The 12,271-nt window shown below is 69.2% G+C and carries 13 protein-coding genes; 10 read left to right on the top strand and 3 right to left on the bottom strand.

What is annotated here, in order from left to right; translation table 11 throughout:
* Positions 1-31: 31 nt before the first annotated feature.
* The gene (locus AC1MGR_RS05355; RefSeq protein ID WP_480233900.1) at positions 32-766 is read right to left on the bottom strand and encodes a GntR family transcriptional regulator; all 735 of its coding nucleotides are present in this window, start codon (positions 764-766) and stop codon (positions 32-34) included.
* A 189-nt stretch (positions 767-955) separates the two neighbouring features.
* Between AC1MGR_RS05355 and AC1MGR_RS05350 the strand changes: the two genes are divergently transcribed.
* The 8 genes from AC1MGR_RS05350 to AC1MGR_RS05315 all read left to right on the top strand — a co-directional run bounded on the left by AC1MGR_RS05350 (position 956) and on the right by AC1MGR_RS05315 (position 8,594).
* Entirely contained in the window at positions 956-1,777 is an 822-nt protein-coding gene (locus tag AC1MGR_RS05350; RefSeq protein WP_480233899.1) for a fumarylacetoacetate hydrolase family protein, read from the top strand.
* A 91-nt stretch (positions 1,778-1,868) separates the two neighbouring features.
* Positions 1,869-2,192, top strand: coding sequence for a hypothetical protein (locus AC1MGR_RS05345; RefSeq protein ID WP_480233898.1), 324 nt, complete (start codon positions 1,869-1,871; stop codon positions 2,190-2,192).
* Between the two features lie 110 nt (positions 2,193-2,302).
* The gene (locus AC1MGR_RS05340; RefSeq protein ID WP_480233897.1) at positions 2,303-4,021 is read left to right on the top strand and encodes an NAD(P)H-dependent oxidoreductase subunit E; all 1,719 of its coding nucleotides are present in this window, start codon (positions 2,303-2,305) and stop codon (positions 4,019-4,021) included.
* Between the two features lie 88 nt (positions 4,022-4,109).
* Positions 4,110-7,076, top strand: a complete 2,967-nt coding sequence (gene fdhF / locus AC1MGR_RS05335; protein WP_480233896.1) for a formate dehydrogenase subunit alpha — start codon at positions 4,110-4,112, stop codon at positions 7,074-7,076.
* A gap of 151 nt (positions 7,077-7,227) precedes the next feature.
* On the top strand, positions 7,228-7,440 hold the full coding sequence (locus AC1MGR_RS05330; RefSeq protein WP_480233895.1) for a hypothetical protein: 213 nt from the start codon (positions 7,228-7,230) through the stop codon (positions 7,438-7,440).
* Positions 7,441-7,635: 195 nt separating this feature from the next.
* Positions 7,636-7,935, top strand: a complete 300-nt coding sequence (locus tag AC1MGR_RS05325) for a hypothetical protein (RefSeq protein ID WP_480233894.1) — start codon at positions 7,636-7,638, stop codon at positions 7,933-7,935.
* 105 nt (positions 7,936-8,040) lie between these two features.
* Positions 8,041-8,223 (top strand): DUF3606 domain-containing protein, encoded by a 183-nt coding sequence (locus AC1MGR_RS05320; protein WP_055957170.1) that lies wholly within the window; start codon positions 8,041-8,043, stop codon positions 8,221-8,223.
* 104 nt (positions 8,224-8,327) lie between these two features.
* Entirely contained in the window at positions 8,328-8,594 is a 267-nt protein-coding gene (locus tag AC1MGR_RS05315) for a DUF6894 family protein (RefSeq protein WP_108035201.1), read from the top strand.
* A gap of 452 nt (positions 8,595-9,046) precedes the next feature.
* Here the strand turns inward: AC1MGR_RS05315 and AC1MGR_RS05310 are convergent, their stop codons facing one another.
* A complete protein-coding gene (locus AC1MGR_RS05310) occupies positions 9,047-9,208 on the bottom strand; it encodes a hypothetical protein (protein ID WP_480233893.1) in 162 nt (53 codons plus the stop codon).
* 377 nt (positions 9,209-9,585) lie between these two features.
* On the opposite strand from AC1MGR_RS05310, the gene AC1MGR_RS05305 reads away from it, so the two are divergent.
* Both AC1MGR_RS05305 and AC1MGR_RS05300 read left to right on the top strand, forming a co-directional pair.
* Positions 9,586-10,404, top strand: coding sequence for an FkbM family methyltransferase (locus AC1MGR_RS05305; RefSeq protein ID WP_480233892.1), 819 nt, complete (start codon positions 9,586-9,588; stop codon positions 10,402-10,404).
* Between the two features lie 183 nt (positions 10,405-10,587).
* Positions 10,588-10,839, top strand: a complete 252-nt coding sequence (locus AC1MGR_RS05300) for a hypothetical protein (RefSeq protein ID WP_146180450.1) — start codon at positions 10,588-10,590, stop codon at positions 10,837-10,839.
* Between the two features lie 342 nt (positions 10,840-11,181).
* On the opposite strand, the gene AC1MGR_RS05295 is transcribed toward AC1MGR_RS05300, so the two are convergent.
* Positions 11,182-11,919, bottom strand: a complete 738-nt coding sequence (locus tag AC1MGR_RS05295; protein WP_480233891.1) for a class I SAM-dependent methyltransferase — start codon at positions 11,917-11,919, stop codon at positions 11,182-11,184.
* Between the last annotated feature and the right edge of the window lie 352 nt (positions 11,920-12,271).

Here is a 12,271-nt window from a genome sequence, read left to right as displayed (position 1 = left end):
CGAGGCGGGTTGCCGGGACGATGGTCGGGCGTCAGCGGATCTCGACGCGGTAGCGGAAGCGTTCGGCGGCGCCGTGCGAGCGCCGCCACTCGATGGGATGCCGGTCGTAGCCCCGGGCGATGCGCTCGATCACCATGACGGGCGCACCGGCCGGGAGGCCAAGGCGTGCGGCCAGCGCCGGCGTGGCGCTGGAGGCCGTCAGGGTCTCGTCGGCCATGGCCACGACCTCGCCGCACAGGCGCTCGTAGAGCGGATAGAGCAGGTCTCCGAAGGCGTCGGCGGCGAGCTCCTCCAGGGGTGCGAACCGGTCCGGCGCCAGCCAGATCTCCTCGGCCAGGAGGGGCGTCGCCCCGTCGAGGCGCAGGCGTTCCAGGCGCAGGGCCGCTGTCCCCGTCGTCAGGCCGAGGGCCTCCGCCGCCTCGGCCGGGCACGGCGCGCGGCCGCGCGAGAGGATGCGGGCCTGGGGCACCGCCTGGCGCCCGTCGCCATCCGTGAGGCGGAAGAAGCGGAACAGCGAGCGGTCGAGGGACGGGCGCCGCACGAAGGTGCCGCGCCCCTGGATCCGGTCCAGGATACCCTCGGCCACGAGGAGGTCGATGGCCTTGCGCACGGTGCCGACGGCGACCCCGGCCTCCCGTGACAGCTCCGCCTCGGTCGGGATCGCGTCGCCGGCCCGCCAGGCACCGGCGACGATCCGGGCGACGATCACATCGCGTAGCTGCTGGTAGCGCGACAGCCGGGGATCAGCCTCGTCCAGGAGAGACATGCGGTCCTCTATTCATATATATGAATTATCAAGCATGGCTGCAGGCGGGGTGTCAAGGCGCGTTGCACGATCCCGCAAAGTCGGTCACCGCATCGGGGGACGAAGGGGCTTGGCGATGCGTTCACATCAGCCGAATCCGGCGCGACCACGGACCATTAGGACGGACCAGGGACAGGACGGACCAGAGACATGAGCACGAACAGACGCAACGCCCTCAAGTTCGCCGCAGCGGCCGCCGCCGGCAGTGCCCTCATGTCCGGCCGGGCGACGGCCGAGGAAGCCGGAACGGCTTCGGGCAGCGCCGCGCCGCGGACGCTGTTCGCCCTGCCCCAGGTCACGATTCCCATCGTCGGCAGCGCGGAGGTCTTTCCGGTGCGGCGGATCTACTGCATCGGGCGCAACTACGCCGCCCATGCCCGCGAGATGGGGTCGGACCCGACGCGGGAGCCGCCGTTCTTCTTCCAGAAGCCCACGGACGCGATCCAGGTCGTGCCCGTCGGCCATGTGGCCGACCATCCCTATCCGTCCCTGACCCGGAACTACCACCACGAGCTCGAACTGGTCGCCGCCCTCAAGTCGGGCGGTCGCAACATTCCGAAGGAGGCCGCCCTCGACCATGTCTACGCCTACGCGGTCGGCCTCGACATGACGCGGCGCGACCTGCAGCGCGGCATGGGCGACCAGAAGAAGCCCTGGGAGATCGGCAAGAGCTTCGACCACGCGGCCCCGATCGGGCCGCTGCATCCGGTCTCGGCCATCGGCCACCCGGAGCGGGGCGCGATCCGGCTGAGCGTCAACGGAACGGTCCGCCAGGACGCGGACCTGTCGCAGATGATCTGGTCGGTGGCCGAGCAGATCGCCAACCTGTCCGAGGCCTTCGAGCTGAAGGCCGGCGACCTGATCTACGCGGGCACGCCGGAGAATGTCGGGCCGGTGGTGCCGGGCGACGTGCTGCTCGGGCAGATCGCCGGCCTGCCCGACCTGTCGATCCGCATTACCGACCGGGCGTGACAGCCTGTCCTCGCTTCGACCGATGCGTCGCGCGGCGGAATGGCCGCGCCGCGCGTTGATGCTCCGACACTCGCGACTTGGAGCCGCAGCGATGACCGAATCCCACACCTCTTCCACAGCCGATTGGGCCGAGATCGTCGCCCGGGGCTACGCCGACGAGGCGGCTCCGCCGCTGACGCCGGAGTTGCTGGACGCGGTGCGGGCGGCCCTGCGCGGGGCCGGCCTCGACCGTCCGCAGGCGGACTCCCTCGATGGCGCCGCCGTGGCGCGGGTCAACGAAGCCCTGGACGCCTTCGAACTGAAGATCAACGCCGTGGTCGGACCACGCATCGCTGCGCTGCCGGCGGGAGCGCCACCGTCCTTCGTCCAGCGTTCGGAGGCCGGACGGCCGCTGCGCGCATTCGGCGGCCAGTGACGCGCGACCAAATTCACTTCCGAATTTTTCTCATGTGCTGCTATGGGGAGGCCTATAAGAACACGGCGCAGAATCTGGTATTTTGAATACCAAAGGGGTAGGATGAACGCATGAGCGCGCATGACATCGGCGAGGTTCGCCGCTTCGAGCACCCTGGCAAGGGACGCAACCGGGCCCGGCCCGTCCCCAAGGGACGGCAGGTCGAACCCGTGGCCAAGGTGGAGATCGAGCGCCTGCTCGGCGATCGGTCGCGGCAGCGCGACCTGCTGATCGAGCACCTGCACCTCGTCCAGGACACCTACGGGCAGATCAGCGCCGCCCACCTGGCAGCGCTGGCCGACGAGATGGGCCTCGCCTTCGCCGAGGTGTTCGAGACGGCGACGTTCTATGCGCATTTCGACGTGCTCAAGGATGGCGACGCCGATCTGCCGTCGCTCACCGTGCGCGTCTGCGACAGCCTCACCTGCGCGATGTTCGGCGCCGAGCCCCTGCTGGAGGTCCTGCGCGAGACCCTCGGCAGCGGGGTGCGCGTGGTGCGCGCGCCCTGCGTCGGCCTCTGCGACCATGCCCCGGCGGTCGAGGTCGGCCACAACTTCCTGCACAAGGCCGACGTCGCCAGCGTCAGGGCCGCCGTCGAGGCCGGTGACACCCACGCCCACCTGCCGGCCTATCCCGACTACGACGCCTACCGGGCGGGGGGCGGCTACGCCGTCCTCGACCGGCTGCGCTCGGGCGAACTCGGCATCGATGCGATCCTGCAGGTCCTCGACGACGGCGGCCTGCGCGGCCTCGGCGGCGCCGGCTTCCCCACCGGGCGCAAGTGGCGCTCGGTGCGCGGCGAGCCCGGCCCCCGCCTCATGGCGGTGAACGGCGACGAGGGCGAGCCCGGCACCTTCAAGGACCAGCTCTACCTCAACACCGATCCGCACCGCTTCTTGGAGGGCATGCTGATCGGCGCCCACGTGGTGGAGGCCGCCGACGTCTACATCTACCTGCGCGACGAGTACCCGATCTCCCGCGAGATCCTGGCCCGCGAGATCGCGAAGCTCCCGGCCGGCGGCCCGCGCATCCACCTGCGCCGGGGCGCGGGCGCCTATATCTGCGGTGAGGAATCCTCGCTGATCGAGTCCCTGGAGGGCAAGCGCGGGCTGCCGCGACACAAGCCGCCCTTCCCGTTCCAGGTCGGCCTGTTCAACCGCCCGACGCTCATCAACAACGTCGAGACCCTCTACTGGGTCAGGGACCTGATCGAGAAGGGCGCGGAGTGGTGGAAGAGCCACGGCCGCAACGGCCGGGTCGGACTGCGTTCCTACTCGGTCTCGGGCCGCGTCAAGGAGCCGGGCGTCAAGCTCGCCCCCGCGGGCCTCACCATTCGCGAGCTGATCGAGGAGTATTGCGGAGGGATCAGCGAAGGACACAGCTTCGCGGCCTACCTGCCGGGCGGCGCCTCGGGGGGCATCCTGCCGGCCAGCATGGACGACATCCCCCTCGATTTCGGCACCCTCGAGAAATACGGCTGCTTCATCGGCTCGGCCGCCGTCATCGTCCTGTCGGACCAGGACGACGTGCGCGGCGCGGCCCTGAACCTGATGCGGTTCTTCGAGGACGAATCCTGCGGGCAATGCACCCCCTGCCGCTCCGGCACGCAGAAGGCGCGCGTGATGATGGAGAACGACGTGTGGGACACCGATCTCCTCGGCGAACTCTCGCAGTGCATGCGCGATGCCTCGATCTGCGGCCTGGGCCAGGCGGCGTCGAACCCGCTCACCACCGTGATCAAGTACTTCCCGGACCTGTTCCCGTCGCCGCAGCGGATCGCGGCCGAATAGCGATCCGTCCCCGATCCGACGGCGCGGCTGCCCCCTCGCGGCAGCGGCCCGAAGCCCGATTTTCCTGCACCATGACTGGAGCGGAACCATGAGCAGCGGCACACAGAACGGTGGTCTCAGCGGAGCCCACGCCACCACCCCCACCGGCCCCCAGGATGCGGGCGGCAAGGCGGACGGCGCCAACCCGGGCGCCGGGAGCACCTATTCCGAGGGCACCCAGTCGGGCGGCCAGGCGGGTCCGGCCCCGAGCGGCACCTTCGGCCTCAAGGAGATGCCGGCCGGCATTCCGGGCGTGATCTTCGAGTTCGACGGGCAGCAGGTCGAGGCCGCCCCGGGCGAGACGATCTGGGCCGTCGCCCAGCGCCTCGGCACGCACATCCCGCACCTCTGCCACAAGCCCGCCCCGGGCTACCGGCCGGACGGCAATTGCCGCGCCTGCATGGTCGAGATCGAGGGCGAGCGCGTCCTCGCCGCCTCGTGCAAGCGCGTGCCGGGCGTCGGCATGAAGGTGAAGTCCGCCTCGGAGCGGGCGACCAAGGCCCGTGCCATGGTCATGGAGCTCCTCGTCGCCGACCAGCCGGCCCGGGAGATCTCGCACGACCCGACCTCGCATTTCTGGGCCCAGGCCGACCACGTGGAGGTCACCGAGAGCCGCTTCCCGGCCGCCCAGCGCTGGGAGGGCGACTGGAGCCACCCGGCCATGCGGGTGAACCTCGATGCCTGCATCCAGTGCAATCTCTGCGTCCGTGCCTGCCGCGAGGTCCAGGTCAACGACGTCATCGGCATGGCCTACCGCTCGGCGGGGGCCAAAGTGGTGTTCGACTTCGACGACCCGATGGGCCAGTCGACCTGCGTCGGCTGCGGCGAGTGCGTCCAGGCCTGCCCCACCGGCGCGCTGATGCCCTCGGCCTACCTCGACGACAGCCAGACCCGCACCGTCTATCCCGATCGCGAGGTGGATTCCCTCTGCCCCTATTGCGGCGTGGGCTGCCAGGTCTCCTACAAGGTCAAAGACGACAAGATCGTCTACGCCGAGGGGCGTGACGGGCCGGCGAACCAGAACCGCCTCTGCGTGAAGGGCCGCTTCGGCTTCGACTACGTCCACCACCCCCACCGGCTGACCAAGCCCCTGATCCGCCTCGACAACGTGGGCAAGGACGCCAACGACCAGGTCGATCCGGCCAACCCCTGGACCCACTTCCGCGAAGCGACCTGGGAGGAGGCGCTGGAGCGCGCCGCCGGCGGCCTCAAGCGGATCCGCGACACCGTCGGCCGCAAGGCGCTGGCGGGCTTCGGCTCGGCCAAGGGCTCGAACGAGGAGGCCTACCTCTTCCAGAAGCTGGTGCGCCTCGGCTTCGGTTCGAACAACGTCGATCACTGCACCCGGCTCTGCCACGCCTCCTCGGTGGCGGCCCTGATGGAAGGCCTGAATTCCGGCGCCGTCTCGGCCCCGTTCTCGGCGGCCCTCGACGCCGAGGTCATCGTCATCATCGGCGCCAACCCGACGGTGAACCACCCCGTGGCCGCGACCTTCATCAAGAACGCGGTCAAGGAGCGCGGTGCCAAGCTGATCATCATGGATCCGCGCCGGCAGGTCCTGTCCCGGCACGCCTACAAGCACCTGGCCTTCAAGCCGGGCTCCGACGTGGCGATGCTCAACGCGATGCTCAACGTCATCGTGACGGAGAAGCTCTACGACGAGCAGTACATCGCCGGGTACACCGAGAACTTCGAGGCGCTCAAGGAGCGCATCGTCGAGTTCACGCCGGAGAAGATGGCCCCCGTCTGCGGCATCGACGCGGAGACCCTGCGCGAGGTCGCCCGCCTCTACGCCCGCTCCCGGGCCTCGATCATCTTCTGGGGCATGGGCGTCAGCCAGCACGTCCACGGCACCGACAACTCGCGCTGCCTGATCGCGCTCGCCCTCACCACGGGACAGATCGGCCGCCCCGGCACCGGCCTGCACCCCCTGCGCGGCCAGAACAACGTCCAGGGCGCCTCCGATGCCGGCCTGATCCCGATGGTCTATCCGGACTACCAGTCGGTGGAGAACGAGACCGTCCGCGACCTGTTCGAGACGTTCTGGGGTCAGTCCCTCGATCCGAAGAACGGCCTGACCGTGGTCGAGATCATGCGCGCCATCCATGCGGGCGAGATCAAGGGCATGTTCGTCGAGGGCGAGAACCCCGCGATGTCGGACCCCGACCTCAACCACGCCCGGCACGCCCTGGCGATGCTCGACCACCTCGTGGTGCAGGACCTGTTCCTCACCGAGACCGCCTTCCACGCCGACGTGGTGCTGCCGGCCTCCGCCTTCGCCGAGAAGGCGGGCAGCTTCACCAACACCGACCGGCGCGTGCAGATCGCCAAGCCGGTCGTGCCGCCGCCGGGCGATGCCCGGCAGGATTGGTGGATCCTGCAGGAGCTCGCCCGTCGCCTCGGCCTCGACTGGACCTATACCGGCCCGGCCGACATCTTCACCGAGATGGCGCAGGTGATGCCGTCCCTGAAGAACATCACCTGGGAGCGGCTGGAGCGCGAGGGCGCCGTGACCTACCCGGTCGACGGTCCCGACCAACCCGGCAACGAAATCATTTTCTATGCCGGTTTCCCGACGGCGAGCGGGCGCGCCAAGATCGTCCCGGCCCACATCGTCCCGCCGGACGAGGTGCCCGACACCGAGTTCCCGATGGTGCTCTCCACGGGCCGCGTGCTGGAGCACTGGCACACCGGCTCGATGACCCGGCGCTCGGGCGTCCTCGACGCCCTGGAGCCGGAGGCAGTGGCCTTCATGGCGCCGCGGGAGCTCTACCGGCTCGGCCTGGAGCCCGGCGACACCATGCGCCTGGAGACCCGCCGCGGCGCGGTGGAGCTCAAGGTCCGGTCCGACCGCGACGTGCCCGTGGGCATGATCTTCATGCCGTTCTGCTACGCTGAGGCCGCGGCCAACCTCCTGACCAACCCGGCCCTCGATCCCATGGGCAAGATCCCGGAGTTCAAGTTCTGCGCCGCCCGGGTCGAGGCGGTCCGGCCCCGGCAGATCGCCGCCGAGTAAGGCGCCCCCCATCACGCGACGGCCGGGGGCCGGAGGCGACGCCTCCGGCCCCTTGCTTTTCGGCCCCGGGGCAGCCTTCGCCTGGGGACGGTCCTGAACCGATGCCAAGGTTGGCCGTTGGTCCAGGTCCACTGCCGTCCGAGGAGCCCCGATGTCCGCCAGCCCTGATTCCCACGCCGGAGAGTCGGTGGCCGTCACCTTCCGGGGGCGCGGCTTCGCCCGCCTGCACGGCCAGACGCTGTCGGTGGTGGTTTGCCCCCGCTGCTCGCAGCGCAACGCGCCGAAGGTCGCCGACAAGGGCTACTGCCACTGGTGCGCCTACGAGCCCTCGCGCGAGGACATCGAGCCGGCCCAGGCGGCCTGAAACGACGCGCGCGCCCTGGTCCTGCAGCGAGGACAGGAACTGGCGCAGCTCCGGACTTGTCCATACCGAAGGACCACAGCGATGGACCTGGTCGAACCCCGGCGACCGGTCTCACCCGCGCGGCGTCCCGAACATTCCCGGCCAGCGTGACGTTACCCGAGGCGTGCTTCACGCCAAACATTCGGGAGAAACGCCATGAAGGCCCTCGCACTCGCCCTTCCCTTCGCCCTTCCCCTGGCTCTTGCCGGAACCCTCGCCGTGGGATCGGCCGCGCTCGCGGCCGAGGGCGGCTCCGGCACCACCAAGTCCGGGACCATGAACAGCACCGGCCCGAACGATGCCGGCGCCGGCTCGTCTCCGGGCGCGGCCGGCAGCGGCCCCTCGACGGGCGACAAGAGCCGGTCCGGCACGTCCAACAGCACCGGCGCCAACGATGCCGGATCGGGCGCGTCGCCGGGCGCCGCCGGCAAGGGCACGGGTGCACCCACCCGCTGAGCCGAAGCGCGGCGCGCGATGCCGCGCGCCGCAGACTCGCCCGGGCCGGACCCGCACCCCATATCGATTCCGCGCCGCCCGGCGGTCGCGCGGACGGGAATGCTCATGGCTGGTCTCAAGGACAAACGCGGCTTCATCGACAAGGACCGCCTCGACCTCTCCGAACGCAAGGCGGTGGAGTTCTGGATGAAGCGCTGGGGCGTCACCCAGGACCAGCTCGCCGCCGCCCACCGCAAGGTCGGCCGGATGACCAAGGACATCGCGGCCGAGCTGGGCAAGAAGCGCTAGGGGCCAGCCCCCTCCCCTGCCGTGCACCCGTGCGCGACCCTATCTTTCGATCGGGTCTTTCGCGCCGGTCACGCGCGAGGCACGCCGAACGGGAGCCGGTTTCGATGCCACGCTACTTCTTCCATACGCATATCGGGGACGACGTGGTGGTGGACCCGGACGGACGGGACCTGGCCAGCCCGGATGCAGCCTGGACGGCGGCCCAGATCCTGGCCCGTCAGCTCCTCCAGGGCGCGGACAGCGATCCGCAACTCCTGCGCGCGGTGCTGTTCGTGGAAGACGAGACCGGGGAGATCGTACTGGAGTTCCCCCTGGCCGAGGCCCTCGCGATCGAGCCCGTGCCCGAGCCCACGGACGGCACGCGGCACTGAGGCCGGCGGCACGCCCAGGCCCGGGGCCATACCGGGCGGACGCCAGATCTTGAGAGGACGAGGCCGGGGAGGACAGGTTTTGTCAGTAACAGCCTCACGCCGACCACCCCCTCGGGGGCCTGCCGGCGTCTAATCCGAGTGCTGCCGACACCGGATCACGCTGATGTGTTTGGATCACGCTGCGCCGGGCCGGCAACACAGCATCAAATGAGCGTTACGGTGGTCCTGAAAGCACAGCCTGCACTTTCGCACCGGCAGGTCCGCAACGTGCATTGCGCATTTCTCCCGGTCGTTGCAGCATAGGTCTCAGCCGTGCCGTCCGTGCGCGGAGAGGAAGCGCAAGACGCCATGTTCGCCTACGTCACGATTCATCTTGCGTGCTTCGCGCTGGTTCTGGAGATGGCAGCCCGCGCACCCCTGTGGCCGGACGAGGCGACGGTCGGCGCCCGAGGCTAAGCGCCGAGCAGCCAGAGGGCGCCCCAGCCCAGCAGCCCGACCCAGCCGAGTTCCATTACGGCGAGGCCTCCCAGAACGACGGGGGTCAGGTAATCGCGTCGCGGCCGACTCTCTTCGGACGTGATGTTAGCCGCCGCGGCCAGGGCTTGTTCCGCCATGAGCATGTCCGATGTGAGTGATGGATCTGTCCGTAACGCGGTTCTGGCGGAACCGTTTCAAAGTTTATCCGAAATTCAGAGGGACCCTGAAGCCGCCAACAATTGCGGCAGAACTGCGGCAGGACTTCATTTTCGCTTGTGAGTGCCGGCCCGTTACGGTCTCCACCCGGTCCGGTCGACGTTTCTTCTCAAGCGAGTGCAGGGTCGATCTTGGGTTGCGGCCGCGACCGATGGGCATGGCCGCCGCCCTGGCGCGCCGGTCCCGGCGAACCCGTGCCGCGTCCGCGAAAGGGCCGTGACCTGGCAGGACCGGACCCATAAGGTCGCTCCGGCGCGCCGTGCCGCCCCCGCCCACGATCTGTTCGGAGATCCGACGAATGAGCCTCCTGGATCGTGCCGTACGAAGCGTGAACCGCCTGATCTCGCAAAATCTCGGCCCGCTCTCGACGGCCCTGTACCACACGGCGAACGCCTATACGAAAAGCTACAACAATCTCAACTACGACATGAAGAGCAACGGGGAGTACAAGCTCCTCGACAAGCTCGCTCGTTTCGAGACGAAGGTCCTCTTCGATGTCGGCGCGAACAAGGGCGAATACGCCAAGGCCTGCCTGTCCCGGTTCAAGGACGCGGAGCTTCATGCGTTCGAACTGGTGCCCGAGACCTATGCCCGGTTCGTCGCCAACGTCCGCTCCGACCGGGTGGTGGCGAACCCGTTCGGCCTGTCCGACCAGCCCGGCACGGTGGAGATCAACGTCAACCCGCGCAAGGACGGCCTGAGTTCGCTGATCGAAGGCACCGCCATCAACAAGGGGAGCTGGACCCGGCAGAGCGTCACGGTCGTCCGTGGCGACGATTACTGCGCGGAACGATCCATCGCCCGGATCGACTTCCTCAAGGTCGACGTCGAGGGGGCCGAGCACCTCGTCCTGGATGGGTTCTCCCGCATGCTGGCGGAGGGGCGGATCGCCGTGATCCAGTTCGAGTACGGCATGATCAACATCTACGCGAAGTTCCTGCTCCTGGACTTCTGGCGCGTCCTGACCGGCCACGGCTTCGTGCTCGGTCCGGTCATGCCGCGCGGCGTCGCCTTCAAGAGCTACGATGCGCGCGACGAGAACTTCCAGGGGCCGCCGAACTTCGTGGCGGTCCATGGGTCGAGGCCGGAGATCATCGCGGCGGTCCGGTTGCGGTAAGGCCGAAACGCACCGCTTTCCGCCGGGCCGCGCACCCCATTCCCCAGCCGCGGCACCCTTACCCGCCTTCCCCCGCTTGCCCCCTGAGCCCAGGACGCTACCCTGTCGCACACGATGCGCGGTCGAAGGCGCGCCCGATCACCCCCGAGCGCGCGACGGGGCGCAGGCAGAAAGGGACCTGGGATGAGAGAAGAGGTTCGGTACCCGCAGGTCATTCCCATGGTGCAGGCCGTGCTCGACACCCTGAAGGCGGGCATCGCGGCAGAGGAAGCGGCCGCGTCGGAGCTCGCCGCGCTGGCCGACACCATGCGGGGCGCTCAGCCCGAGACCGCGACCGCGATCCTCACGACGAGCCGCAACCACGCCATCAAGGCGCTGGCGCTGCGAGGCCGGCGGGCGGCGCTCCTGGCAGAGTATGGTCTCGACGCGGCGTGATCCCCGCGAGCCCCGCTGGCGCGACGGCCGCGATCTCCGGCAGGCCCCGGGCGTAGAGCTTCGCCACCGCCGACCAGAAGCTCCCGACATCCTCACCCCCGAGGCAGCGCAGGCGTGTGTCGATGGCCTCCCGCGCCGCCTTCGCCATCGCCTCCAGATCGTCGGCGGCTTCCAGTAACAACGACATCGCGGCATCCTCATGCTGTGACGCACAACGGGGAACGTTCGCGATGCACGAACCGATCCATCGCGCGGAGGCGGCGCGCGGGACGGGGCGCTCGACGGCAATCGACCGATCCGTGGCGGCCGGTTCGCGCGCGGAAACGCCGGTGCCCGCGCCGGTCAGCGCTTGCGCGCGACGATCAGCACGCCGGTGAAGGCCGGATCGGGCGCGGAGGCCAGGCTCGTGACGGCGTCCGCGCCGCAATCCATCAGGTCGCCGACGATGCGGTTGAGGGCGTAGAGGTTCATCTGCATCGCGCCGTCGTGGCGCGGGCGCCCGCGGAGGCCGTTCCACAGGCTCTGAAGCGCCGGCGCTAACGGAACCCGGTCGCGCACGGCCCGCACAAGGTGCCAGGCACGCGAGTGCCGGCTCGCGATCGGGACCTCGAGGGCCAGGACGCCGCCGGGTGCCAGCCGGTCCCAGATCCCGCGGATCGCCGCATGGCCCCGGTCCACCGGGACGTGCTGGAGCACGATCAGGCTGAGCGCGAAATCGAGGGTCGGGGCGACGCCGTCGAGGCTGCCATAGGTGGTGACATGGCTTCGGCCGGCCGCATTGCGACCGAGCTCGGCCAGCATGCTGCGGGAGACATCCACCGAGGAGACCCGCTCGAAGCGGTCGGCGAGCGGCAAGGACAGGCGGCCGACCCCGGCGCCGAAGTCGAGGGCGTGCCCACGCCGGACGGGGCCGATCGCGGCCTCGACGCGCGCCAAGGTCTCCGCCACCTGTGTTTCGCCCGAAGCGAAGAAGGCCTCGCGGTTCTCGGCGATGTTGCCCAGTCGATAGCGGTCGAGGGTCAGCACCCCGTAGTAGGGATCCTTCTCCCCATAGCGTTCCCAGATCTGCTCCGCCGACATTCGCCCTCCTCCGGGGTGCGTGAGACAGCGCGATGACTGCGCACCTCACTCAAAATCCGAAGTGTTGAGAAGACGTGTTGAGAAATTGCTCGCCAACGCCACGCGCAACGCATCGCCGAAACCGCAGGCGGCTGCGCGGACGACGTGGGAACCAGTCTGGGCGTCCAGGATCGTCTCGGCAAAGAAGAGTTCGCATTTTCCACAGAGTCCAGACGACGTGGCGTCTCTCCGCCGAGCAGCCTTAACCGACTTGTCGAGTTTGGTGCGGTATAAGATTTTGGGCTGCACCGCCTCATGAGGAAGTCCGCTATAAGGCCTTGGAAAGCGTGTGAGTGAAAGCTTGTTCGAGGCT

The organism is Methylobacterium sp. BI1 (genome assembly GCF_056680125.1).
The sequence above is the reverse complement of the archived record's forward strand: the minus strand, read 5'-3'. Positions and strand labels throughout refer to the sequence as shown.